The organism is Alysiella sp. (genome assembly GCF_030525755.1).
In the GTDB taxonomy this organism is placed as follows: Bacteria; Pseudomonadota; Gammaproteobacteria; order Burkholderiales; family Neisseriaceae; genus Simonsiella.
Genome location: NZ_JAUNEC010000010.1, coordinates 1 through 23,517, shown reverse-complemented (window position 1 = coordinate 23,517; position 23,517 = coordinate 1). Strand labels below are relative to the sequence as shown.

The 23,517-nt window shown below is 45.4% G+C and carries 24 protein-coding genes and 1 riboswitch; of the genes, 14 read left to right on the top strand and 10 right to left on the bottom strand.

Annotation, left to right across the window (positions count from 1 at the left end):
* Nucleotides 1–21: 21 nt before the first annotated feature.
* The 5 genes from Q4B82_RS03485 to Q4B82_RS03465 all read right to left on the bottom strand — a co-directional run bounded on the left by Q4B82_RS03485 (nucleotide 22) and on the right by Q4B82_RS03465 (nucleotide 4,603).
* On the bottom strand, nucleotides 22–654 hold the full coding sequence (locus tag Q4B82_RS03485; protein WP_303065042.1) for a sel1 repeat family protein: 633 nt from the start codon (nucleotides 652–654) through the stop codon (nucleotides 22–24).
* 161 nt (nucleotides 655–815) lie between these two features.
* On the bottom strand, nucleotides 816–3,143 hold the full coding sequence (gene topA, locus Q4B82_RS03480) for a type I DNA topoisomerase (RefSeq protein ID WP_303065041.1): 2,328 nt from the start codon (nucleotides 3,141–3,143) through the stop codon (nucleotides 816–818).
* 19 nt (nucleotides 3,144–3,162) lie between these two features.
* The gene (locus tag Q4B82_RS03475) at nucleotides 3,163–3,357 is read right to left on the bottom strand and encodes a hypothetical protein (RefSeq protein ID WP_303065040.1); all 195 of its coding nucleotides are present in this window, start codon (nucleotides 3,355–3,357) and stop codon (nucleotides 3,163–3,165) included.
* A gap of 150 nt (nucleotides 3,358–3,507) precedes the next feature.
* Nucleotides 3,508–3,822, bottom strand: coding sequence for a hypothetical protein (locus Q4B82_RS03470; protein ID WP_303065039.1), 315 nt, complete (start codon nucleotides 3,820–3,822; stop codon nucleotides 3,508–3,510).
* 316 nt (nucleotides 3,823–4,138) lie between these two features.
* Nucleotides 4,139–4,603 (bottom strand): DUF494 domain-containing protein, encoded by a 465-nt coding sequence (locus Q4B82_RS03465; protein WP_303065038.1) that lies wholly within the window; start codon nucleotides 4,601–4,603, stop codon nucleotides 4,139–4,141.
* Nucleotides 4,604–4,752: 149 nt separating this feature from the next.
* Between Q4B82_RS03465 and Q4B82_RS03460 the strand changes: the two genes are divergently transcribed.
* From Q4B82_RS03460 to secF, 5 genes are all read left to right on the top strand, one after another.
* Nucleotides 4,753–5,967 carry a uracil-xanthine permease family protein gene (locus Q4B82_RS03460; RefSeq protein WP_303065037.1) on the top strand — a complete coding sequence of 405 codons (1,215 nt, stop codon included), beginning with the start codon at nucleotides 4,753–4,755 and terminating at the stop codon, nucleotides 5,965–5,967.
* 167 nt (nucleotides 5,968–6,134) lie between these two features.
* Nucleotides 6,135–6,572 carry a large conductance mechanosensitive channel protein MscL gene (gene mscL / locus Q4B82_RS03455; protein ID WP_303065036.1) on the top strand — a complete coding sequence of 146 codons (438 nt, stop codon included), beginning with the start codon at nucleotides 6,135–6,137 and terminating at the stop codon, nucleotides 6,570–6,572.
* Nucleotides 6,573–6,686: 114 nt separating this feature from the next.
* Nucleotides 6,687–7,010 (top strand): preprotein translocase subunit YajC, encoded by a 324-nt coding sequence (gene yajC / locus Q4B82_RS03450; protein ID WP_303065035.1) that lies wholly within the window; start codon nucleotides 6,687–6,689, stop codon nucleotides 7,008–7,010.
* A 94-nt stretch (nucleotides 7,011–7,104) separates the two neighbouring features.
* Nucleotides 7,105–8,961: a protein translocase subunit SecD gene (secD, locus tag Q4B82_RS03445; RefSeq protein ID WP_303065034.1), complete on the top strand. Its 1,857-nt coding sequence runs from the start codon at nucleotides 7,105–7,107 to the stop codon at nucleotides 8,959–8,961.
* 3 nt (nucleotides 8,962–8,964) lie between these two features.
* Nucleotides 8,965–9,903 carry a protein translocase subunit SecF gene (gene secF, locus Q4B82_RS03440; RefSeq protein ID WP_303065033.1) on the top strand — a complete coding sequence of 313 codons (939 nt, stop codon included), beginning with the start codon at nucleotides 8,965–8,967 and terminating at the stop codon, nucleotides 9,901–9,903.
* Nucleotides 9,904–10,022: 119 nt separating this feature from the next.
* Here secF and Q4B82_RS03435 read toward each other — a convergent pair whose 3' ends face one another.
* Nucleotides 10,023–10,259 (bottom strand): glutaredoxin family protein, encoded by a 237-nt coding sequence (locus tag Q4B82_RS03435; RefSeq protein WP_303065057.1) that lies wholly within the window; start codon nucleotides 10,257–10,259, stop codon nucleotides 10,023–10,025.
* Between the two features lie 9 nt (nucleotides 10,260–10,268).
* Complete coding sequence (queA, locus tag Q4B82_RS03430; protein ID WP_303065032.1) at nucleotides 10,269–11,300, bottom strand: tRNA preQ1(34) S-adenosylmethionine ribosyltransferase-isomerase QueA; 1,032 nt, start codon at nucleotides 11,298–11,300, stop codon at nucleotides 10,269–10,271.
* Between the two features lie 146 nt (nucleotides 11,301–11,446).
* Between queA and cmk the strand changes: the two genes are divergently transcribed.
* Together cmk and Q4B82_RS03420 are read left to right on the top strand one after the other, a co-directional pair.
* Complete coding sequence (gene cmk, locus Q4B82_RS03425; RefSeq protein ID WP_303065031.1) at nucleotides 11,447–12,103, top strand: (d)CMP kinase; 657 nt, start codon at nucleotides 11,447–11,449, stop codon at nucleotides 12,101–12,103.
* Between the two features lie 144 nt (nucleotides 12,104–12,247).
* Nucleotides 12,248–12,412: a hypothetical protein gene (locus Q4B82_RS03420; protein ID WP_303065030.1), complete on the top strand. Its 165-nt coding sequence runs from the start codon at nucleotides 12,248–12,250 to the stop codon at nucleotides 12,410–12,412.
* Between the two features lie 28 nt (nucleotides 12,413–12,440).
* Here Q4B82_RS03420 and Q4B82_RS03415 read toward each other — a convergent pair whose 3' ends face one another.
* Both Q4B82_RS03415 and uvrB read right to left on the bottom strand, forming a co-directional pair.
* Nucleotides 12,441–13,085, bottom strand: coding sequence for a hypothetical protein (locus tag Q4B82_RS03415; RefSeq protein WP_303065029.1), 645 nt, complete (start codon nucleotides 13,083–13,085; stop codon nucleotides 12,441–12,443).
* Nucleotides 13,086–13,100: 15 nt separating this feature from the next.
* The gene (gene uvrB / locus Q4B82_RS03410; protein ID WP_303065056.1) at nucleotides 13,101–15,134 is read right to left on the bottom strand and encodes an excinuclease ABC subunit UvrB; all 2,034 of its coding nucleotides are present in this window, start codon (nucleotides 15,132–15,134) and stop codon (nucleotides 13,101–13,103) included.
* 205 nt (nucleotides 15,135–15,339) lie between these two features.
* On the opposite strand from uvrB, the gene Q4B82_RS03405 reads away from it, so the two are divergent.
* A complete protein-coding gene (locus Q4B82_RS03405; RefSeq protein WP_303065055.1) occupies nucleotides 15,340–16,731 on the top strand; it encodes an acyl-CoA dehydrogenase family protein in 1,392 nt (463 codons plus the stop codon).
* 109 nt (nucleotides 16,732–16,840) lie between these two features.
* On the opposite strand, the gene efp is transcribed toward Q4B82_RS03405, so the two are convergent.
* Entirely contained in the window at nucleotides 16,841–17,401 is a 561-nt protein-coding gene (efp, locus tag Q4B82_RS03400) for an elongation factor P (RefSeq protein ID WP_303065028.1), read from the bottom strand.
* A 174-nt stretch (nucleotides 17,402–17,575) separates the two neighbouring features.
* A riboswitch (glycine riboswitch) is annotated at nucleotides 17,576–17,664 on the top strand.
* A gap of 154 nt (nucleotides 17,665–17,818) precedes the next feature.
* On the opposite strand from efp, the gene gcvT reads away from it, so the two are divergent.
* From gcvT to Q4B82_RS03370, 6 genes are all read left to right on the top strand, one after another.
* The gene (gcvT, locus tag Q4B82_RS03395) at nucleotides 17,819–18,916 is read left to right on the top strand and encodes a glycine cleavage system aminomethyltransferase GcvT (RefSeq protein WP_303065027.1); all 1,098 of its coding nucleotides are present in this window, start codon (nucleotides 17,819–17,821) and stop codon (nucleotides 18,914–18,916) included.
* Nucleotides 18,917–19,164: 248 nt separating this feature from the next.
* On the top strand, nucleotides 19,165–19,548 hold the full coding sequence (gcvH, locus tag Q4B82_RS03390; protein ID WP_097114612.1) for a glycine cleavage system protein GcvH: 384 nt from the start codon (nucleotides 19,165–19,167) through the stop codon (nucleotides 19,546–19,548).
* A 111-nt stretch (nucleotides 19,549–19,659) separates the two neighbouring features.
* Complete coding sequence (hemW, locus tag Q4B82_RS03385) at nucleotides 19,660–20,829, top strand: radical SAM family heme chaperone HemW (RefSeq protein WP_303065054.1); 1,170 nt, start codon at nucleotides 19,660–19,662, stop codon at nucleotides 20,827–20,829.
* 31 nt (nucleotides 20,830–20,860) lie between these two features.
* Nucleotides 20,861–21,808 (top strand): DUF1176 domain-containing protein, encoded by a 948-nt coding sequence (locus Q4B82_RS03380; RefSeq protein WP_303065026.1) that lies wholly within the window; start codon nucleotides 20,861–20,863, stop codon nucleotides 21,806–21,808.
* A gap of 28 nt (nucleotides 21,809–21,836) precedes the next feature.
* Entirely contained in the window at nucleotides 21,837–22,487 is a 651-nt protein-coding gene (locus Q4B82_RS03375; RefSeq protein ID WP_303065025.1) for a hypothetical protein, read from the top strand.
* A 24-nt stretch (nucleotides 22,488–22,511) separates the two neighbouring features.
* Nucleotides 22,512–23,517 (top strand): UbiD family decarboxylase (locus Q4B82_RS03370; RefSeq protein ID WP_303065024.1); only part of this gene is annotated, 1,006 nt, incomplete at its 3' end.

Genomic DNA, 23,517 nt, shown 5'->3' with positions numbered 1-23,517 from the left:
CACATGGCGCACGCTATTTCATTACCAAAGTTCGCTCAAACGATTGGGGTGCTTGATGAGCATCTTACTCAATCGCTCTGCTTGTTTAAATTGCGCATTGGTAACCTGTTCACCATTACAATACACGTCAAGATGTCCTTTGTTTACATCACCATATAAATGATTATTGTATAAAGCCAATGTACAAGCTGTTAGCGGATTGGTTTTGACACCATAAACGGTGGCATTTTCCTCCATACCATAAATTACGGTTAAATCAGACAACGCCATATAATTTTGTAATGTAGCAGCTTGCTGCAATTTTCCGATGATTTTTAGATAATCAACAGGTGTCTGCTTTTCCAATAATTTAATTTCATCCATGATTTTTTGTGTGCCATTAGGCGCAAATTCATCTGCGGTTTCTTGACTGCTCATACCATCTGCTGCCATATCAGCCAAAATATTTTGGGCAACTTCATGTCCATTATCGGCAGCCTTTTTCATCCAATGATAGAAATCACTTTCTTTGATACGGTTAGGGTCAGCCGTTTCAAATAGCGACTGAGCCAAGAAATATTGTGCATCCACATCGCCTTTTTCAGCTTGAGCCAACAGATTTTTTTGTTCAACCGTGTAGTTTAACTGCGTATGAGCAGGACTGCTGGCAGTCATATTTTGTATGTCAGCAGTTGTTTCTGCGGAACAAGCAGATAATGCCAAAAGAAGTAATAGAATATGATTTTTCATGTATTTATCTATTTTAATTTAACAAAATACCATTTCAGGCAGCCTGAATTGCCGTCCGCTAGGGCTTTCAGGCTACCTGAACTGTTTTACTCTTCCGATTGATTTTTGCCAGCAGGCGGTTCAAGCTGTTCTTTCCAGCCGCATTCTTTCTGCGGACACACACGCTCCACGCCCCAACGCTTGGTTACTTTCCGCATGGTAATTGCCCAGCCGCATTGTGGACACGGCTCGTTGAGCGGCAAATGATTGACCGCATATTTGCAATCGGGGTAGCTGTCGCAACTGTAAAAGGTTGTGCCAAAACGCGATTTGCGTTCCACCAAATGCCCTTTGCCACATTGTGGGCAGGGGACGCCTGTGGTTTTCGGCTTTTCCAAAGGCTCAACGTGTTTGCATTTCGGATAATTCGCGCAACCGATGAATTTGCTGCCTGAACGCGCCGTTTTGTACACCAACTGACCGCCACATTTGGGGCAACTTCTGCCTTCCAATTCAGCTTGTTGCGCGGCTTCTTGGGCAACGCGCTCGGCGGCTTGTTCGGCGGTTTCGTTCACATTGCGCGTGTAGCCGCATTCGGGGTAGCCCGCGCACGCCACAAAACGCCCTGCGCGTCCGAATTTGATTTGCAATTTGTGTTTGCCGCATTGTGGGCAGGTTTCGTCCAATTCTTGCGTGGTGAATTTGGCGCGTTCAATGCCTTCTTTTTCAACAACTTGCTTGTGGAAACCTTTCCAGAATTTTTCCATTACAGGAATCCAAGCGCGGCTGCCGTTGGCGATTTCATCAAGCTGGTCTTCCAATTTGGCGGTGAAATCGTAGTCCACATATTGCTCAAAATGTTCGGTCAAAAACTTGTTCACAATGTCGCCCGTGTCGGTGGGCTGGAAACGGCGTTGTTCCACCGTAACGTATTCACGGTCTTTTAAAGTCTTGATAATACTGGCATAAGTGGACGGACGACCAATGCCAAATTCTTCCAAAGCCTTAACCAAAGTCGCCTCGTTAAAACGCGGTGGCGGCTGGGTAAAATGCTGTTCGCCATACAATTTGTCCACAGGCAGCGTGTCGCCCACCGCCATTTCAGGCAGCTTTTTGCTTTCTTCGGCTTCATCGTCTTCGTCTGCGCCTTCTTGATACACGCTCAAAAAGCCAGCAAAAACCAACACTTGTCCAGTCGCGCGGAACACGCCATCGCCCACGTTAATGTCCACCGTTGTTGCGTCAAATTTCGCGTCCACCATTTGACACGCCACCGTGCGCTGCCAAATCATTTGGTACAACTTGAATTGGTCGGGCGACAAAAACGGTTTCACGCTTTCAGGCGAACGGTACACCGAAGTCGGGCGCACGGCTTCGTGGGCTTCTTGCGCGTTTTTGGACTTGGTTTTGTAGATTTTGGGCGAAGATGGCAGAAAATCTGCGCCAATTTTGTTGTCAATATAATGGCGGATTTCGGTCAGCGCGTCTTGCGACAGGGTTACGCTGTCGGTACGCATATAGGTAATCAAGCCGACTGCGCCTTGTCCCACGTCTATGCCTTCAAAAAGCTGTTGGGCGGTGCGCATGGTGCGGTCGGTGGTAAAGCCGAGTTTGCGTACCGCGTCTTGCTGCATGGTGGACGTGGTGTAGGGCGCAGCAGGTTTGCGTGTGGCTTTTTTCTTAACCACATCAGTCACTTGTGCTGTTTTGCCTTGCAATTGGGCTAACACGTCTGCTTGCGCTTGTTCGTTGGGCAAGGAAAATTGTTCCAACTTATTGTTTTGCCATTGAATTAACTTGGCGGAAAACTTGGTGCGCCCTTTGTGGCTGTCCATGTGGACTGTCCAATATTCTTGCGTTTCAAAGGCGCGGATTTCGTTTTCGCGTTCGCAAATCAGGCGAAGAGCAGGGCTTTGCACGCGCCCAGCCGACAAGCCGTAGCGGATTTTTTTCCACAAAAGCGGCGACAAATTGAAACCCACCAAATAATCCAAAGCACGGCGGGCTTGTTGCGCGTCAATCAAATTCACGTCCAAGCCGCGCGGATTTTGTAAGGCTGCCTGAACGCCTTTTGGCGTAACTTCATGAAAAACAACACGTTGGATTTTGTCGCCCACGTTTTTCATGCCGCGTTTGGATTTCAAGATTTCATAAATGTGCCATGAAATCGCCTCGCCTTCGCGGTCGGGGTCGGTTGCCAGATAAATGGTATCGGCTTCTTTGGCGGCGGCAACGATGGCATCAACGTGTTTGCTGTTTTTGCTGATGATTTGGTATTTCATGGCAAAATTGTCATCGGGATTGACCGCGCCGTCTTTGGGAATCAGGTCGCGGACGTGTCCGAATGAGGCAAGCACTTCAAAATCGCCGCCCAAGTATTTTTTGACGGATTTGATTTTGTTGGGGGATTCTACAATTAATAGGTTTTTGGACATGGTTTTTTGTTCTTTTAAATTAAATGGTTAAATTGGGTTTGGTGTAGGGTGGACATTGTCCACCGAAAAAATCTTTCAAATCATCAATAATATGGTGGACGGTGTCCACCCTGCATTTTTGTGCCAATTCCGAATGCAGCACGTTCGCAATTTGCATATTCAATTCGTCAAGTTTGTAGGGGGCGTATGACGCACCGTTTTCTTTAATTTTCATATTTTTGGTGCGTGGTACGCACCCTACATTATTATTTGTATCAAATGTGTCTGCATGCAGACACAATTTACAAATACATTTTCAGGCTGCCTGAAAATTATTTCGCCACCTCCAAACTCAATACTTTTGCATAGCGACTGAATTTTCGTGTCAATAACGGCAGCGTAAAATCATCACCCACCGCACTAAAATCGCCACGTCCATGCGCACCGTCAGCCATTTGGCTTGGCGTGAAAATTCGGTAAATTGGCGCATTTCTATTTCGCTCATCGTGATTTGTTTCAGGCTGCCCCAGCGTTTTGCCACTTCGCACAAAGGCATTTTCGGGTGTATTCCGTCTGCTGTTTTACAGGCTTCCGAAAAAGTCTCCACAAAATCAATTTTGCCCATGTCTTCATCAATATGGGTAAGGATTTCGGTTTGGTGATCGAATTGAATGGCGGTAAAATAGTGCGCCTTCCACATCACGGGTTGCGCTGAAACGGGCTTGTGGGAATTGGCGTTTCACTTACTGAAGGGTTACACCACCAATGCCACTTTCATGGATTTGCAGGATTGTGGGGCTGCCTGAACGCCACTTATACCAAATGATAAAGTTAGTAAAAAAAGATATTTCTTCATGATTTTTTAACTTTCAGGCAGCCTTGAAAATAGACCTTTTTATATTTTTATGACAAAGACAAAGTTTTAGCAAGCCCCATGTAAAAAAATCTGCCTGATACATCATCAGGCAGAAAACAAATACCGTGTTTAAGACAAATGTACTTGCGATGGCTCGGTTCTATTGCATGATGCCTTTACCATGCAATACTGCCATCAATTCATCGCCAATCAAAACGGGTAATTCAGAACGGTGCGCCCACAGTATCAATATGCTTAATATTTTGGTGGTTTCCAACGTAATGTCTTCATAAGGCAAGTGCATCAAAGCATGTATCACAAATTCGCGTTGTTCTGCGTTCAAAGTATGGCTTTCGGTTAAAAAATGCAGTAAACCGCGTATTTCAGGCGATAAAACTTCCATTTCTTCATCATGGTACACACGCAATGCGACAGACGAATGAGTCTGACTTCCTGAATGGTTGCTCATGGGGGTTGCACACAACAGCTCCATAATCACAAGGGCATCGCCAATGTCTTCTGCTTCAAAACCTGCATGTTCCAATATTACACCCAAATCATTGCCACTGGGGCAAGCTTGAATATCAGAGAAATGTTCAATTAAAAAAGCAACAACTTGTTTCATTTGAGTTTATTCATAATTTTGACACAAAACGACCTTATTTTAACATCAGACTGACCATTTCAGGGGATTTTCAGGCAGTATTTTGGTATATTGGCAAAAAATGCGCTATAATCCGCGCCGTTTGCATTTTTCATACGGAACTTTACATAATGTTACATCACGCAAAAACCGCGATTGCGGGGGCGCAAATTTTGTTTGTTGCATTTGGCGCAACGGTGCTTGTGCCTTTATTAACGGGATTGAATCCTGCGCTGGCTTTGCTGGGTGCGGGTCTCGGTACTTTGCTGTTTCAGTTGATTACGAAACGCAAAGTGCCGATTTTTTTGGGTTCATCGTTTGCCTTTATTGCGCCGATTATTGCCGCCAAGCAGCAATGGGGCGTGGGCGCAACCATGTTTGGTTTGTTTGCGGCAGGCTTCATGTATTTTGTGTTTGCCGCTTTGGTGCGCTGGCGTGGTTTGGAGGCGGTGCATAAATTGTTGCCGCCTGTGGTCATTGGACCTGTGATTATGGTAATTGGTTTGTCGGTGGCGGCAGCAGCCAGCAGCATGGCGGTGGGCAAGGGTGGCGACACGCAAGTGGTGGCATATGGCACGGCGATTATTTTGTCGGCATTCACGTTTGGGGTAACGGTGGTGGTTACCGTGTTTGGCAGCAAAATGATGAAATTGATTCCGATTTTGATTGGGGTGTCGGCTGGCTACATTTTGGCGGCAATCATGGGCGAAGTGAATTTTCAGGCTGTGATGGACGCACCATGGTTTGCCGTACCCGAGTTTACCAAGCCCGAAGTGAATTGGTCTGCGGCATTGTTTATGCTGCCTGTGGCGATTGCGCCTGCGATTGAACACATTGGTGGCATTATGGCGATTGGCGCGGTTACGGGCAAGGACTACACCAAAGACCCTGGTTTGGACAAAACCTTGGCAGGCGATGGTTTGGGCGTGTGTGTGGCGGGTTTGCTTGGCGGGCCTCCTGTTACCACTTATGGCGAAGTAACAGGCGCAGTAATGATTACCAAAAACAGCAACCCTGTGATTATGACGTGGGCGGCGATTTTTGCGATTGGCATGGCGTTTTTGGGGAAATTCAATGCGTTTTTGGCGTCCATTCCGTTGCCAGTGATGGGTGGCGTGATGTTGTTGCTGTTTGGCACGATTGCTTCTTTGGGATTGAAAACGCTGGTTGATGCGCAAGTGGATTTGATGAAACCCAAAAATCTCGTGATTGTCAGCAGCACCTTAACGATTGGTTTGGGTGGCATGGTGGTTCAGGCTGGCGACATTGCTTTGGCAGGCGTGGGTTTGTGTGCATTGGTGGCGATGTTGCTCAATGCCGTGCTGCCTGATAAAACAGAACATTAAAATGCCTCCTTTTCAGGCAGCCTCATTGAGGTAATTTAGGCCGCCTGAAAACATCATGAGAAAATTCGCATTTTTTCAAAACAAATGGTTTATAATTTAACTTCATGTTCAGGCAGCTTAAATCTGCCTGATTTTTTATTTTCACACACATTAATAGGAAAAGATTGATGTCAATAAAACAAGAATTTAAAGCTTTTATCATGCGCGGCAATGTGATTGATTTGGCTGTGGGCATGGTTGTAGGTACGGCGTTTTCAGGGATTGTGAAATCGCTAGTGGACGATGTGATTATGCCGCCTATTGGTTTGGTTTTGGGTGGCGTGGATTTCTCCAATTTATTTTTAACCCTAAAAAGCGGTGCCAATCCACCCACAGACGGTTATGCCACTTTGGAAGCTGCCAAAGCCGCAGGTGCAGTAACCTTGAACTTGGGTCTATTTATCAATACCGTTATCAGCTTTTTAATTATCGCCACCGCCATTTTCTTTGTGGTTAAAGCCATCAATACTTTGAAAAAAGAACCCGAACCTGTTGAAGAAGCACCTGTTTCCCCCAGCGAAGAAGTTTTGCTGTTGCGCGAAATCCGCGATGCTTTAAAAAAATAGGGCAAACCGTTTTTCAGGCAGCATGGCAAAATTCAGGCTGCCTGAAACATTTTGCGATTGTGTCTCTCTCTGCTAGAATGTGGGTTTTATTTGATTTCATACAGGAAACCACCAATGTTTACCAACATTTTGCTTGCTAATGGCGCACAACCAAATGCTTGGCTGGGCATTTTGCCTTGGATTGGCATTTTTGCCTTAATATATTTCATGATGGTTCGCCCACAACAAAAACGTGAAAAAGCGCGTCAAGCAATGATAAGCGCCTTACAAAAAGGCGACCGTGTTTTGCTGATGTCGGGCTTTTATGGTCGCGTGGTTAAAGCAGGCGAACACATTTTTACCATTGATTTAGGTAAAGGTTTGACTGTGGAAGTGGAGCGCAATGCGATTGCGGCAAAAGCCAATGAATCCGACAATTCATCTGATAAAGTTGAATGATGTTTTTATCAGAAGACAACAATGAAATAAACCGCCTGTACATACAGCGCGGTTTCTCGCGTTTTTACAACCAATGAACTTTTAAGGTTGGATTATGAACCGTTACCCACTTTGGAAATACCTGCTGATTGTGTTTACGCTGGTATTGGCATTCATTTACACCTTGCCCAATTTTTATGGTGTAACACCTGCCATTCAAATTTCCACCAATCGCCAATCACTCACCATCAATGCGGAAACCGAGAAAAAAGTCGCTGATGCACTGCAACAAGCAGGCATCAAACACCATGGTATGTTTATTGCCACAGGCAGCCTGAAAGTGCGTGTCAGCGATGCCGACAAAATCAGTGCGCGAGATGCAATTGATAATGTATTGGGCGAAGGCTACATTGTGGCACAAAACCAAATTGCCAATAGCCCCAAATGGTTGGCTCAAATTGGTGCACAGCCCATGTTTTTGGGCTTGGACTTACGCGGTGGCGTGCATTTTACCATGCAAGTGGACATGAAAGCGGCATTGGAAAAAACATTAGACCGCTACACAGGTGATGTGCGCCGTGAATTGCGCCGCTTAAAAATCCGTTCAGGCAGCATACGCAAAACCAACAACAGCCTTGTGATTCCATTTGCCAATGAAGCCGATTTACAAAAAGCTTTTCCTGACTTACAGCATTTGTTGGAGGGTGCAATACTGAATGCACAAGGCACAGAATTACGTATTACGCTACCTGAAACCTTATTGGCACAAATTCAAAAAGATGCGGTGCAACAAAATATCAATACCTTGCACAATCGTGTCAATGAATTGGGTACGGCTGAACCTGTAATCCAACAAGCAGGGGCCGACCGCATTGTGGTGCAATTACCAGGTATGACCGATACCGCCAAAGCCAAAGACATCATTGGTCGCACCGCCACATTAGAAGTTCGCATGGTTTCCACCGACAGTGCATTATTGGCACAAGCCCATAATGGCAATGTACCTGATGGTTACGAATTATTGAGCGACAATGAAAACCGCAGTTATTTGGTCAGCAAACAAGTAGAAATGACGGGCGACAACATCAATGCAGCGCAAGCAGGTTTTGATGACCACACCAAACGCCCTACCGTGAATTTAAGTTTAGACAGCACAGGTTCCAGTATTTTTGCGGATTTAACTACTGCCAATCAAGGCAAAATCATGGCTATGGTTTTGATTGACCAAGGTCAATCCGAAGTGGTAACCGCACCACAAATCAATGAACCCATTACAGGCGGTCGCGTACAAATCACAGGCATGGGCAGCCCAGCCGAAGCACAAGATGTGGCATTGCTGTTGCGTGCTGGCTCTTTGGCAGCACCGATGGAAATTGTGGAAGAACGCACCATTGGTCCTTCTTTGGGCGCAGAAAACATCAGCAAAGGCATCAATTCAACTGTGTGGGGCTTTGTTGCAGTAGCGGTGTTTATGGTCATTTACTATCGCTTATTTGGTGTGTTTTCGGCTTTGGCTTTATCTGCCAATTTATTGTTCTTGTTTGCCATTCTCTCCGCTTTACAAGCCACGCTAACCTTACCAGGTATTGCTGCTATTGCCTTAACTTTGGGCATGGCAATTGACTCCAACGTTTTGATTAACGAGCGCATTCGTGAAGAATTACGCGATGGCAAAAAACCACAAGTTGCAATTAAAGAAGGTTACGACCACGCTTGGGCAACCATCTTGGATTCCAACTTAACCTCTTTAATTGCAGGCGTTGCCTTATTGATTTTTGGTTCAGGACCCGTACGCGGTTTTGCCATTGTGCATTGCATCGGTATCATGACTTCCATTTATTCATCGGTGGTTGTATCACGCGCATTGGTGAATTTGTGGTATGGCAATCGCCGCAAACTGAAAAACATCTCCATCGGCGTGTCCTATCCTGCTGTTGTTGATGCCGAAACTGCGGCAAATGAAAAGGAGTAAATCATGGAACTGTTCCAGTTTAAACGCGATATTCCCTTTATGAGCTATGGCAAGCTTACCACATTCATCTCTTTGGCAACCTTTGTTTTGGCTGTGGTTTTCCTGTTCACACGCGGTTTAAATCTGTCGGTGGAATTCACAGGTGGGACACTCATGGAAGTGGAGTACCAAAAACAGGGTGCGGAAGTCAATCAAGTGCGCGAGAGCTTGGAAAAACTCAATATGGGCGAAATTCAAGTTCAAGCTTTGGGTACCAATAAACACCTGATGATACGCTTACCCAATAAAGCTGATGTGCCATCAGCGCAGTTATCCAATCAAGTGATGGAGATTTTGAAACAAAGCAACTCCGATGTCAGCCTGCGTCAAGTGGAATTCATCGGTCCATCTGTGGGTGATGAATTGGTCAGCAATGGTTTGATTGCCTTGGGTATGGTGGTGGTAGGTATCATTATTTATTTGTCCATGCGTTTTGAATGGCGTTTTGCTGTGTCCGCCATCATTGCCAATTTACACGATGTCATCATCATTTTGGGCTGCTTTGCCTTTTTCCAGTGGGAATTTTCGCTTACTGTTTTAGCAGGCGTATTAGCAGTATTAGGTTACTCGGTCAATGAATCAGTAGTGGTATTTGACCGCATTCGCGAAAATTTCCGCAAAGGCTCAATGCGAAATAAGACTGCGCCAGAAGTGATTGACAACGCCATTACCGCCACTATGGGGCGCACTGTCATCACACATGGTTCAACCGAAGCCATGGTGGTTTCTATGCTGATTTTTGGTGGTGCGGCTTTACACGGTTTTGCGGTAGCATTGACCATTGGCATCGTATTTGGCATTTATTCATCGGTTTTGGTTGCCAGTCCCTTGCTGCTGATGTTTGGATTGAACCGCAACAATGTGAACAGAATGCGCGAGGAAAAAGAAGAAATTGTGGTGTAAATCAATCAAAATAGGCTGCCTGAAAAGTTTCAGGCAGCCTATTTGTATGGTCGTTTCAAATTGATAGTACATTATTTTAATTTACTATATTTTAATTTCAAACGACCATACTTCACATCTTACACTTGTATTAAATGTTGTCGCAACGCCACTTCATCCAGATGCCAATGACAAATTTCGGTATCGCCATGCAGCAAAACAGGCACCAACTCATTGTATTTTTGCTCCAATTCAGGGAAATCATCAATTTCCACAATCTCCACTTCAAAACCATAAACTGCCTGAAAAGGGCGCAAAGCATCAAGCATTTGATGACACAAGCCACAATAAGGGCGAAACATCACCGTCAATTTCATCATACTACCCTATTCCCTTTCTTCTTCACGTGCCAAAATCATTGCATCACCATAACTGAAAAAACGATACTCTTGTTGTACTGCATGAGCATACACATCACGAATCCATTGGCTGCCTGAAAACGCGGACACCAACATCAATAAAGTGGATTTGGGCAAATGAAAATTGGTAATCAAACGGTCTATCACTTGAAACGCAAAACCAGGGGTAATGAAAATATCCGTATCGCCATGCCCACTCTTCAGGCAGCCTGAACGCGCAGCCGATTCAATCGCACGCAATGACGTTGTGCCAACCGCCCACACCTTATTGCCACGCGCTTTGGCTGCCTGAATTTGGGCAACCGTGTCATCAGACACTTCAAACCATTCACTGTGCATGGTGTGTTGCGCAATATTTTCCACACGCACGGGTTGAAAAGTCCCCGCACCAACGTGCAGTGTCACTTCCGCCATCTGCACACCTTTATTGCGTAAAAGGGTCAATAACTCATCGGTAAAATGCAAACCTGCCGTTGGTGCTGCCACCGCACCTTGATGCTTGGCATAAACAGTTTGATAACGACTTTCATCCTCATCATTTGCCGCACGTTCAATATAAGGTGGCAAAGGCAACTTACCATATTGCGCCAACAATTCATACACATTCAAGCTGCCTGAAAAACGCAATACAAACAATTCCCCAGCCCGTTCTACCATTTGAGCTTGTAAACCGCCTTCAAAAATCAGTTTACTGCCTGCCTTGGGCGATTTAGACGAACGAATGTGTGCCAACGCCGTATGCGCGTCCAATACCCGCTCTACCAATGCTTCAATGCGTCCACCGCTTTCTTTCTGTCCAAACAAACGCGCTTTCATCACTTTGGTGTTGTTGAAAATCAGCAAATCACCTGCCGCAATATAATCGGGTAACTGGCTAAATTCGCTGTCCACAAAAGGCTGTTGCAAACCCAGCAACAAACGGCTGCCACCACGTTTTTCAGGTGGCCGTTGGGCAATCAGATGTTCAGGCAGATAAAAATCAAATTCAGAAATGTGCATGATAAAACGCGTGAATATTAAAGAAACAAAAAACGGCATTATAGGCGTTTGTCCGCCATGACAAAAGGTTCAAATTAAACAAATGATTTTCAGGCAGCCTGAAAATCCTGTTAAAATCATTGCGTTTTGATTGAGAGAAAAACACCATGCAAAAAGTGATTGCAATTGACGGACCTTCGGCATCTGGCAAAGGTACAGTTGCGGCGCGTGTGGCTGCCGCTTTGGGTTGGGATTATTTGGATTCAGGCGCACTCTACCGTTTAACTGCTTTATACGCCCAACAACAAAATGTAGAATGGTCAGACGAAAATAACGTAGCAAATTTGGCAGCACAATTACCCGCGGTATTTTCAGGCAGCCAAATTCAACTCAATGGCGAAGATGTTACCGATGCCATTCGCAGCGAACAAATCGGTATGGGTGCATCAGCCGTTGCCACTTTACCCAAAGTACGCACTGCCCTATTACAACGCCAACGCGATTTTCTGAATGAAAAAGGTTTGGTTGGCGATGGACGCGACATGGGTTCGGTTGTCTTTCCCAATGCCTGCCTGAAAATTTTCCTAACCGCTACGCCACAAATCCGCGCCGAACGCCGCGCCAAACAATTAGGTATTACTTGCAAAGGTTTGGCATTTGAACGCATTTTGTCCGACATTATGGCACGCGATGAAGCCGACCGCCGCCGCGCTGTTGCGCCTCTAGTACAACTTCCTGACGCTTTGCTACTGGATACTTCGGACAAAAACATTGATGAAGCGGTGCAATTTGTATTGAATGCCTACTATACAAAAGCTGCCTGAAATTTTTGGTATGAATTAAGGGCTATTGTGAACACGAAGTTGGTTTTTTCAGACAAACACCGCTTTGCTGCCAATAGCCCATAAAATACAGGTTCTAAAATTCAAATGGCATGAGTTCAGGACAAAAGAATTAAACATACCATAATGACTTATGTAGGGTGGGTGCATGAGCCACCATTTCATACAGAACAATTCGGGTTATTTTGTTTCAGGCTGCCTGAAAAGGGAAAATACCGTTGCCAGTTGGATTGGGCAACGGTATTTTTGCGTAGTTTTTGTTGGAAACCCAGCATGAATTTGGGGATTTAAATGGGTTTTGTTGGGTTTTCACCCCAACCTACTTGCTACTTTTACTGTATTTTTCATCAATTTTCCAATCCAAATATTGATTACACCATTGAATAAAACGAGAACCATGTTTGCAATACGCCTTCATTAGCGATACATTTGGTTCAAGGTCGGGCGTTAGATGAAGTTCATTTTGAATAAAATCATGAAACGCAGACCAATTTGGTGGTAAATCATCGACTTCAAACGGCAACCATTCCAATGGCAAACAAAACCTTTTTAATTCAACATCATTAGTTTCATAACGATTTCTTGCAGACAGCAAATCCCCACTCGCCAACATTCTCAAAAAATCAGACAAATTATCGGCAATCACCCCCAAATAACCATCATCACCCAATGCCACAATAGGCATTTCACTCAAAGACTGATGACTGCCATCGTGCCAAATGGCGTATTGGTCAAAGCTCGCCGGATAATCAGAAAATAGATAAAAATGCTTGTGAAATAAAGGATTATTAGACCAGAATGATAAGTAATCTATGTTTTTCTCTATTCTCAATTTAACGTAATATTCGCCATATTGTTGCTCAAAAACACACCATTTAGCCAAGACCGTTGGCACATCATGAGCATCAATCTGCCACTTTGCCGCAATCATGCGAATATAGGCTGCCTCATCATCACGATTCATGATTTTTTCCTTTATTTATTCCGCCCCAAACAACAAATTCTCTTTAATCAAACGAATGCGGTCGCGCAAAACCGCTGCCTCTTCAAACTGCAAATCGCGTGCCGCTTGCTGCATTTGTTTTTCCAAACGGGCGATTTCGGCAATCGCGTCTTCTTCGCTGTGGATTTCGGTTTTTTTGCTGGATTTTTTGGTTTTCAGGCTGCCTGAAACTGGCTCGCCACCGTTTTCCGCATACACGCCATCAATCAAATCTTTCACTTTCTTATTGATTTGTTGGGGAATAATGTTGTTGTCCAAATTAAACTGAATTTGCTTTTGGCGGCGGCGTTCGGTTTCGTCTATCGCGGATTTCATGGAATCCGTGATTTTGTCGGCATACAAAATCGCCACGCCGTTCACGTTACGCGCGGCACGTCCAATCGTTTGGATCAGGCTGCGGTGCGAACGCAAAAAGCCTTCTTTGTCCGCGTCCAAAATGGCGACCAGCGACACTTCGGGTATGTCCAAACCTTCACGCAACAGGTTAATGCCGACCAATACGTCAAACAAGCCCAAGCGCAAATCTCTAATGATTTCAACACGTTCTACTGTGTCAATGTCGCTGTGCAAATAGCGCACTTTTACGCCCAATTCGCTGTAATAGTCGGTTAATTGTTCCGCCATGCGTTTGGTTAGGGTGGTAACGAGTACGCGCTCGCCTTTTTGTTTGCGGATATTGATTTCACTCAATAAATCATCAACTTGGGTGGCAACGGGGCGGATTTCAATTTGCGGGTCTATCAATCCTGTGGGGCGGACGACTTGTTCCACAATTTGCCCTGCGTGGTCGGCTTCGTATTGCGCTGGGGTGGCGGATACGAAAATGGTTTGCGGCATAACTTGTTCAAATTCATGGAATTTTAGGGGGCGATTATCCCGCGCGGAAGGCAGCCTGAAACCGTAATCCACCAAATTTTGTTTGCGAGACGCATCGCCTTTGTACATCGCGCCAATTTGCCCTATGGTAACGTGGCTTTCGTCTATGAACATGATGGCGTTTTTGGGCAGATAATCCATCAGCGTGGGCGGCGGTTCGCCCTCTTTTTTGCCTGAAAAGTGGCGGCTGTAATTTTCAATGCCTTTGCAAAAGCCCATTTCATACAGCATTTCCAAATCAAATCGGGTGCGTTGTTCTATGCGTTGTTGTTCTACGGGGCGGTTTTCTTTGGTATAAAAATCAATGCGTTCGCGCAATTCGGCTTTAATCGCTTCGCAGGCGCGGAGTACGGTTTCGCGTGGCGTAACATAGTGGCTGGACGGAAACACGGTGTAGCGTCCCACGCGCTGGTGCAGGCTGCCTGAAAGTGGGTCAAACAAATCCAAGCGTTCAATTTCATCATCAAATAATGAAATCCGCAGGGCAAATTCGGAACTTTCGGCTGGGTACACGTCTATCACATCGCCGCGAACGCGAAAACTGGCGCGTTGAAAATCCACATCGCCGCGTTCGTATTGCATGGAAACCAGCGTGGAAATGATGTCGCGCTGGCTCATGATGTCGCCCTCTTTCACGGACAAAATCATTTGTTGGTATTCGGTGGGGTCGCCAATGCCGTAAATGGCGGACACGGTGGCGATGATAATCACGTCATTGCGCGTCATCAGGTTTTTGGTGGCGGAAAGGCGCATTTGTTCTATGTGTTCGTTGATTGCGCTGTCTTTTTCTATGAACAAATCGCGGCTCGGCACATAGGCTTCGGGTTGATAATAATCGTAATAAGAAACAAAATATTCCACCGCATTTTCGGGGAAAAATTCGCGCATTTCTGCGTAAAGCTGGGCGGCTAGGGTTTTGTTGTGCGCCATGATGATGGCAGGTCTGCCGCTTTGGGCGATGACGTTTGCCATGGTGTAGGTTTTGCCCGAACCCGTTACGCCAAGCAAGGTTTGGTAAGACAAGCCGTCTGACAAGCCTTCCAAAAGTTGGGCGATGGCGGTGGGCTGGTCGCCTGCTGGGGGGAAGGGTTGGTGGAGTTTGAAGGGGGAATTTTCGTATTGGATAATTTGCATTTTCAGGCTGCCTGAAAGGGAAAAATGGGCGAAATTATAGCATTTTGTGTCGGATGCTTTCAGGCAGCTTGCTGTATGCCGTTTCTTCAAAGTACGCACAATATTGCTGCTTCAATCAGATTGTGCTATAAATTAGAAAATTAGCTCTAAAAATGATTGGAACTGCACCATGACTTATTTCACCCCATCCAGCAGCTTATTGGCAATGGATACCACTTCTTTTTTAAATCACATTAAAGCATCTTTTGAACGTATTTTTGCTGACGGTGTGAATCTAATGGAGTACCTACCTGAAAATAAATGGCTAGAATTAAAACAAGCAGGTTTATTGTTGCCATTTTTATCAGAACAACACGGTGGACGCAAAAACAGCCAATTTGAAATCCAAGAGGTTTTGCGTATTGCAGGGCATTATGGCGTACCCGTTACTTTACGAACTGGAATTGAAGGGGCTTTGGTTTTGCAACCCTTATTGGAATTTGGCGATGAAAACCAAATCCAGCAAGGTTTAAATTGGGTGTTCAATGGCGAAGGTGGTGGCTTAGCGATTACCGAACCGAAAACATCGGGTTCAGCGATTGCGCGTGAAATGCAATCATATTACGAAGATTTGGGCGACGGTACAGTTTATGTTGAGGCTGAAAAATACTGGCAAGGCAATTCGCAAAGTGAATTTTTGTTGGTGGCAGCGAAAGAGCGCAAAAACGGCAGATTATCCAAAATGATTAATTTATTGTTTGTTCCCAAGCAATACATTCAATTTGATGTTTTAAAATCAGAAGGTTTGCGTGCTGTACGTTACGCAATTAACCGTGTTGCCGCAAAAATTCCTGCCAACGCCGTGATGAAATTATCGGAAAACGATGCTTTGGGTTTGCGTGCATTTCAAAACATTTTCATTCGCAGTCGTTTGCAACTGGTGGGTATGTCGCATGGCATTATGGAATCCATTGTGGAAAACATGCGTAAATTTGCCAAAAAAGACATCAAATTTGTCGCATTTGAATGCCAAGAAATTGAACGCCGTTATGGCGTTTCACAGGTCTTGTATGATTACACTTGCAAACACGTCTCACCTGATGCTTCTGTTTCCGATAAATTGATGGAAGCCAATATCATCAAAACCTTGTCTACAGAATACACCTACGACGCTGCCCAAATTTTGCAAAAGCTATTGGGAGCAAAAGGTTTTGAAAGCGGTCATGTGGCAAGCAATATTGCCATTGATTTTCGTCCGTTTACGATTTTTGAAGGTCCAAATGATATGCTTTACGCCGAAATTTACGACCAATTTACCCGTGCTACCAGTCAAGAAAAAGAACAGGGCGTTAAACTGGATAAAAATCAAACCCTTTTGGAGCGTATCAAATCAGACCAGCGTTTCACTTTAACCGCCTTAAAAGAACGTGTTTTGCCACAAGACATCAACGAATTTTTATCACGTTACACTTTAAGTGATGCTGATGCTTTGAAAAAAGTCTTTTTGGGTAAAGTTGTCGCAAAATTGTTTATTTTTGGACAAACCGCCAAAGAAGACACCGCGGCATTTTTATTAAAAAACATTCGCAAAGACATATTGGATTGTGAATATTGCTAAATGATTTTCAGGCTGCCTGAAAAATGGCTAATTGAAAAATTGATTTGATGATTGTTAAAAAGCTGCCTGAAAATTTTCAGGCAGCTTTTTAACAAGATTGAACGCAAAATTAAGCGCGTTTGCGAAATTCGCCAGTACGCGTGTCAATTTCAATTTTGTCGCCGTTTTCAACGTAAGACATCACTTGAATTTCTGTACCACCAACCAAACGTGCGGTTTTCATGACTTTACCCGAAGTGTCGCCTTTTACGGCAGGTTCAGTGTATTCCACTTCGCGTACGATGATAGTGGGCAATTCAACGGAAATGGCGTTGCCTTCGTAGAAGGTTACTTCGCAATCATCTTCCATGCCATCCACGATGAATTTCAGTGCATCACCAATATTGTCGGCTTCAATTTCGTATTGGTTGAACTCTTCGTCCATGAAAACGTACATAGGGTCAGCGAAATAGCTGTATTTGCAGTTTTTGCGCGACAAAATAATTACGTCAAATTTGTCGTCTGCTTTCACGATGGTTTCAGAAGCTGCGCCTGTGAGCAAGTTTTTCAGTTTCATGGAAACTTTGGCAGAGCTTCGACCGCCTTTGATGTACTCGGTTTTTTGCACAACCATAGGGTCATTACCAATCATAAAGACGTTGCCAGCGCGGAGTTCTTGAGCGGTTTTCATGTTGTATTCTTTCGTTGTAGGAATGTCAAAACGCATTATTTTAGTGTAAGGCTGCCTGAAAATCAAATGCTTGCACTTTAAAATTGTGTACAATATGGTTTTTTCGGGGGGCTGTAATCAAAATTAACGGAATTTAAACAAAACTTGCTAAATAAAAACCTTTCTGTAATAATCTGTAATCATGCAGGAGAGACTGTTTTTCAGGCAGCACCGAAGGCGCAAAAACCCTAAAATCGTTCAGGTAAAAGGACTGCATGAGTAGCAAAAATCTGGAGAGCAACGCTACACGCGTTCACCGAAGGGGCAAAGTTTTCAGGCTGCTTGAAAACGAAAATCTCAGGTAAAACGGACAGATAGGGTTACACAAACGCGTTTTGTGCAGCCCTTTTATTGTATCTACGTTTTGGAGAATTTTTCATGTCTGCCCCAAAAACCACCCCCTTTCATCAAGCCCACAAAGACGCTGGCGGCAAATTGGTTGATTTCGCTGGCTGGGAATTGCCTGTTAATTACGGCTCTCAAATTCAAGAACACGAAGCCGTTCGCACAGACGCGGGCATGTTTGACGTGTCGCATATGCTCATTTCTGACATCACGGGCGAACAAGCCAAAGCATGGTTGCAAAAATTATTGGCAAACGATGTGGCAAAATTGTCGTTTGTCGGCAAAGCCTTATACACCGCCATGCTCAACGACAACGGTGGGGTCATTGATGATTTAATCGTGTATCGCGCCAATGAGGCGGAAACGGCTTATCGCATTGTTTCTAATGCTGCCACGCGCGAAAAGGATATGGCGCAATTTACCAAAATTGGTGCGGCATTTGGCATTGAAATCAAGCCTCGCCATGATTTGTGCATGCTCGCGGTGCAAGGCCCCAAAGCGATTGATAAATTGTTGCAACTGAAACCCGAATGGGCGGAGCAAGTTCGTGCGTTGAAACCGTTTCAGGGCGTGGATTTGGGCGATAATTGGTTTGTGGCGCGTACGGGCTACACGGGCGAAGACGGTGTGGAAGTGATGTTGCCTGAAAACCACGCCAATGAATTTTTCAAACAATTACAATCGGTTGGTGTGCAACCTTGCGGCTTGGGTGCGCGTGATACTTTGCGCATGGAAGCGGGCATGAATTTGTATGGACACGACATGGACGATGACACCAGCCCCTTGCAAGCTGGCATGGGCTGGACGGTGGATTTGAAAGATGAAAGCCGCGATTTTGTGGGCAAAGCGCCGCTTGTTGCGTTGAAAAATCAAGGTGTTGATGTGAAACAAGTGGGCTTGTTGCTGGAAACACGCGGTGTGTTGCGCGAAGGCATGGAAGTGGTTACGCCACATGGCACTGGTGTGATTACCAGTGGCACATTCTCGCCCAGCTTGAAACAGTCTATTGCGATTGCGCGTGTGCCTGTTGCCACCGAAAATTCGGCGCAGGTGGACATTCGCGGCACTTTAACCGATGTGCGCGTGTTGAGATTGCCTTTTGTTCGCAATGGGCAAAAGCAGTTTGATTGATTTGGTTTCAGGCTGCCTTACGGTATACGACAAAAATTGTTTGGCTGCCTGAAATCTGTTCCCTCCCCTGCTGGCGGGGGAGGGTTAGGGTGGGGGTGGCGCGTTGGCTTTCTAACCCCCTCCCCAGCCCTCCCCCTTACATAGGGGGAGGGGGCAGGTTAGTGGCAACATCAGAAATTGTCGTGAACTGTAAGGCTGCCTGAAAACCCCTTTTCCCTTTATTTTAAAACCTTTATGGAGAACACACCATGAGCAATATCCCAGCCGATTTGAAATACGTTGCCAGCCACGAATGGTTGCGCCCTGAATCTGACGGCACCGTTACCGTAGGCATTACCCACCACGCGCAAGAATTGTTGGGCGACATTGTGTTTGTAGAATTGCCCGAAATTGGCGCAAACTTGGCAGCAGACGACCAAGCGGGTGTGGTGGAATCGGTCAAAGCCGCTTCTGACGTGTATGCGCCCATTGCTGGCGAAGTGGTAGCCATTAACGAAGATTTGGTCAATGCCCCCGAAACCGCCAATTCCGACCCTTATGGCGCGGCATGGTTTTTCAAAATCAAACCTGCCAATCCTGCCGATTTGGACGGCTTGTTGAACGCAGAACAATACGCTGCTGAAATTGGTTAATAACAGATAAATAAGGCTGCCTGAAAAATGCATGATTGTTTTTCAGGCAGCTTTTTCATTGGATTTCAAGTAAAATCGGTTCTTTATTGCTTTTCAGGCTGCCTGAAACCCATGATGCCGTTTTTTACTAAACCACTTACCGCCTTACCCCCTTTATCGCTTTACATTCACATTCCTTGGTGCATTCAAAAATGTCCGTATTGCGATTTTAATTCACACAAAATCAAAACTGCGCTGGACGAAAAAGCATATATTGATGCCTTATTGATTGATTTACAATGTGAATTACCGCATATTTGGGGACGTACAGTTGAAACCATTTTCATCGGAGGCGGTACACCCAGCATATTTTCTGCCCAAGCCATAGACCGTTTATTATCAGGTGTGCGTGCTTTGGTTAAACTTACACCTGAAGCAGAAATCACATTAGAAGCCAATCCCAGTACTTTTGAAAAGATTAAATTTCAAGGATTTAAAGACGCAGGTATCAATCGCTTGTCTATTGGCGTACAAAGTTTTGATGATGCTAAATTGCACGCGCTGGGACGGATACACAACAGTCAAGAAGCCCTGTCTGCCATTACAACAGCAGCAAACATCTTTGCTCGCGTAAACATTGATTTAATGTATGCTTTGCCACATCAGACGGTTCAGGCAGCCTTAAATGATGTGCAAACTGCGATTGATACAGGCGTGAGCCACATCAGTGCCTACCAGCTTACACTTGAACCCAATACCGCATTTGGGCATCAGCCACCACAAGGTTTGCCACAAGATGATGCCATGCAAGACATTGAAGATGCAGTACATGGTGCTTTGTTTGCCGCTGGTTTTCAGCAATACGAAACCAGCGCGTTTGCTAAGCACCCACATCAACGCGCACACCACAATTTAAATTATTGGCAATTTGGTGATTACATTGGTATTGGCGCAGGCGCACATGGCAAAATCAGCAGCCACAATGGCATTGTGCGTACCACACGCAAACGCCACCCCAACAATTATTTATATGCCATGCAAAGTAATCCAGATGATGCAATAGAACGCAAAAATATTGCGAGTGAAGACTTGCCATTTGAATTCATGATGAATGCACTGCGCTTAACAGATGGCGTCCCCAGCCATTATTTTGCTGAACGAACAGGGCAAAATTTGGCGGTCATCGCACAACAGTTGCAACATGCACAACAAAAAGGTCTGCTTGATGCCAACCCTGCATTTTTGTGTCCCACACCATTAGGCAGACGATTTTTAAATGACTTAATTGGCTTATTTTTATGATTTCAGGCAGCCTAAAAAAAGAAAAAGCATCATGAAAACAAAATATTGGGTATTTTTATGTGGTATATTTTGTGCAAATATTCAAGCTGCCCCTATGCAAGGCATTCATTTTGAACATAAAGATTGGGAAACCGCTTGCGACAACACAGGCACTTGCCGCGTGGCGGGCTATCATCACGAATCGGAATACGACAAGCGGATTTCGGTGCTGTTTACGCGCATGGCGGGTTCGTCAGCCGTTTCGGGCGAATTGAGTTATGCTGGCGAATCTGTGCCACAAAAAACCATCAACCTATTGATTAATCAAAAAATCATCGGCAAACTGATTTTGCAACACGACAGCTATCGCCTTTCGCCCCAAATCGCACAAATGGTGATTGCCGCCACCAAAGGACGCGACACGGTGCAAATCCAAGCAGGCAAAGAAATATTTACATTGTCCAATGTGGGCGCGGCGGCAGTTTGGTTGAAAGCCGATGAATTTCAACAATTTGGTAAACTCAAACCGCAGCCCAAACCCCTTATCAAACCAGCCAAAACGCTTTCAGGCAGCCTGAAAATCAGTTCAGCCGAACAAAACGCCATTCGCCAATTATTGCGCGGCAAAATCAACAACGACACCTGCCACGAATTACACGAATCCAGCCACCCCGTCTCGCTCTATCGCCTGAACGCGCAAAATGTGTTAGCCGAAACAGAATGTTGGCGCGGCGCGTATAATGTGGGCTACGCGTATGCGGTGCTGGACAATTCGCGCCGCCAAATCCACCAAATCCCCACCACAGACGGCTCGGATTATGCAAAGGGCGTGATTAGTAATTACCACAAAAGTCGCGGTATGGGCGATTGTTGGTCGGGCGCAAAATATGTTTGGAATGGTCGCCGTTTTGTGCAAACGTCAGCGCATACAACGGGTATGTGTCGCGGTTTTGCGGGCGGCGCGTGGCATTTGCCGACTTTTGTGAGCGATGTGAAATAATGTTCAGGCAGCCTGAAAGGTTTTTTTGATGAGAGAAATCCATATTTACCACAGCAAAATCAGTCTTTTGATTGATATTTTATTGCCGTATGCTGTATTGGCTGGATTATATTGGTGGTTTGACGGCAGCCCATGGCAGCAACAGGCGCGTGAAATGTTGCCGATACTCAAAGAAATCAATTGGTTGGCATGGCTGCAAAAAATATGGGATACAGAGTGGGGCATATTCCTTATTTTTGTTGGAATGTTGGTTTTGAATTTGCTTTGGGGCATTTTGTCTTCATTCCGCCAAACATACTGGAATATCATCTATCTGTTTCAGAAAAAGCCGCAAATCACCATCAATGCCTACAACATCAGCAGCCACCGCGAACAAATCAGCATGGCTTGGGACAATATTGCTTCGTTTGAGTTTCGCAACTACAAAGGCAATGTTTCTCTCATTTTGGTTTACCGTCCCACTTCGTCTGACGAACGATTGCAGCCTGAAAACCCCCAATCCAATTGGCAAAATCTGAAAAATTACCTCAAAACGCATTTAAAACAACAAAATGCTTATTTATCTTTGAACAATTTGGCGGTGGATGAAAAGAAATTGGGCGAATTGTTCACACAATTGATTGCCACCCAAGACCCTGCACAACGCGAAATATGGATTCATCAGTTTCAGGCAGCCTGAAAATTCAAATCAGAAAGAAATAATATGAAATACAAAGACCTACGCGAATTTATCCAAATCCTTGAACAACAAGGCAAACTCAAACGCATCACCGCCCCCGTGTCGCCCTATTTGGAAATCACCGAAATCAGCGACCGCGTTTTGCGTGCTGGCGGAGCGGCTTTGTTGTTTGAAAACGTGGTCAAAGCAGACGGCACCAAATACCCCTACCCCGTTTTGGCAAATTTGTTTGGCACCACCGAGCGCGTTGCCATGGGCATGGGCGCAAGCGACATCAGCCAATTACGCGAAATCGGCAAAACCTTGGCATATTTGAAAGAACCCGAACCGCCCAAAGGCGTAAAAGACGCATTCAGCAAATTGCCCTTGCTCAAAGACATTTGGAGCATGGCACCGAATATCGTCAAAAACGCCCCTTGCCAAGAAATTGTTTTGGAAGGGGAAAATGTAAACTTGTACGATTTGCCGATTCAACATTGTTGGGCGGGCGATGTTGCGCCATTGGTAACGTGGGGCTTAACCGTAACACGCGGTTACAACAAAAAACGCCAAAATCTCGGCATTTACAGGCAGCAATTATTGGGCAAAAACAAGCTGATTATGCGTTGGTTGGCACATCGCGGCGGCGCATTGGATTTTCAAGAACACAAACGCCTGTTCCCCGACCAGCCCTACCCTGTTTCGGTGGTATTGGGTTGCGACCCTGCCACCATTTTGGGCGCAGTAACGCCCGTTCCCGATACTTTGAGCGAATACCAATTCGCAGGATTGTTGCGTGGTGCGCGCACCGAATTGACCAAGTGTATTGGCAACGATTTGCACGTTCCAGCGCGTGCCGAAATCGTGTTGGAAGGCGTGATTCACCCCAATGAAACCGCGCTGGAAGGACCTTATGGCGACCACACAGGCTATTACAATGAGCAAGATACCTTCCCCGTGTTCACGGTGGAACGCATTACCATGCGCGAAAACCCCATTTACCACAGCACCTACACAGGCGCACCGCCCGATGAACCTGCCGTGTTGGGCG

Excerpts from the sequence above, each read along its gene's own strand:
- topA (WP_303065041.1), bottom strand. The coding sequence starts at position 3,143 with ATGTCCAAAAACCTATTAATTGTAGAATCCCCCAACAAAATCAAATCC.
- uvrB (WP_303065056.1), bottom strand. The coding sequence starts at position 15,134 with ATGCAAATTATCCAATACGAAAATTCCCCCTTCAAACTCCACCAACCC.
- Q4B82_RS03415 (WP_303065029.1), bottom strand. The coding sequence starts at position 13,085 with ATGAATCGTGATGATGAGGCAGCCTATATTCGCATGATTGCGGCAAAG.
- Q4B82_RS03375 (WP_303065025.1), top strand. The coding sequence starts at position 21,837 with ATGAGAGAAATCCATATTTACCACAGCAAAATCAGTCTTTTGATTGAT.
- Q4B82_RS03405 (WP_303065055.1), top strand. The coding sequence starts at position 15,340 with ATGGATACCACTTCTTTTTTAAATCACATTAAAGCATCTTTTGAACGT.
- queA (WP_303065032.1), bottom strand. The coding sequence starts at position 11,300 with ATGCACATTTCTGAATTTGATTTTTATCTGCCTGAACATCTGATTGCC.
- Q4B82_RS03470 (WP_303065039.1), bottom strand. The coding sequence starts at position 3,822 with ATGTGGAAGGCGCACTATTTTACCGCCATTCAATTCGATCACCAAACC.
- Q4B82_RS03420 (WP_303065030.1), top strand. The coding sequence starts at position 12,248 with ATGACTTATGTAGGGTGGGTGCATGAGCCACCATTTCATACAGAACAA.
- Q4B82_RS03380 (WP_303065026.1), top strand. The coding sequence starts at position 20,861 with ATGAAAACAAAATATTGGGTATTTTTATGTGGTATATTTTGTGCAAAT.
- secF (WP_303065033.1), top strand. The coding sequence starts at position 8,965 with ATGGAACTGTTCCAGTTTAAACGCGATATTCCCTTTATGAGCTATGGC.
- efp (WP_303065028.1), bottom strand. The coding sequence starts at position 17,401 with ATGAAAACCGCTCAAGAACTCCGCGCTGGCAACGTCTTTATGATTGGT.
- hemW (WP_303065054.1), top strand. The coding sequence starts at position 19,660 with ATGATGCCGTTTTTTACTAAACCACTTACCGCCTTACCCCCTTTATCG.
- secD (WP_303065034.1), top strand. The coding sequence starts at position 7,105 with ATGAACCGTTACCCACTTTGGAAATACCTGCTGATTGTGTTTACGCTG.
- Q4B82_RS03460 (WP_303065037.1), top strand. The coding sequence starts at position 4,753 with ATGTTACATCACGCAAAAACCGCGATTGCGGGGGCGCAAATTTTGTTT.
- cmk (WP_303065031.1), top strand. The coding sequence starts at position 11,447 with ATGCAAAAAGTGATTGCAATTGACGGACCTTCGGCATCTGGCAAAGGT.
- yajC (WP_303065035.1), top strand. The coding sequence starts at position 6,687 with ATGTTTACCAACATTTTGCTTGCTAATGGCGCACAACCAAATGCTTGG.
- Q4B82_RS03465 (WP_303065038.1), bottom strand. The coding sequence starts at position 4,603 with ATGAAACAAGTTGTTGCTTTTTTAATTGAACATTTCTCTGATATTCAA.
- Q4B82_RS03485 (WP_303065042.1), bottom strand. The coding sequence starts at position 654 with ATGACTGCCAGCAGTCCTGCTCATACGCAGTTAAACTACACGGTTGAA.
- Q4B82_RS03475 (WP_303065040.1), bottom strand. The coding sequence starts at position 3,357 with ATGAAAATTAAAGAAAACGGTGCGTCATACGCCCCCTACAAACTTGAC.
- Q4B82_RS03435 (WP_303065057.1), bottom strand. The coding sequence starts at position 10,259 with ATGAAATTGACGGTGATGTTTCGCCCTTATTGTGGCTTGTGTCATCAA.
- mscL (WP_303065036.1), top strand. The coding sequence starts at position 6,135 with ATGTCAATAAAACAAGAATTTAAAGCTTTTATCATGCGCGGCAATGTG.
- gcvH (WP_097114612.1), top strand. The coding sequence starts at position 19,165 with ATGAGCAATATCCCAGCCGATTTGAAATACGTTGCCAGCCACGAATGG.
- gcvT (WP_303065027.1), top strand. The coding sequence starts at position 17,819 with ATGTCTGCCCCAAAAACCACCCCCTTTCATCAAGCCCACAAAGACGCT.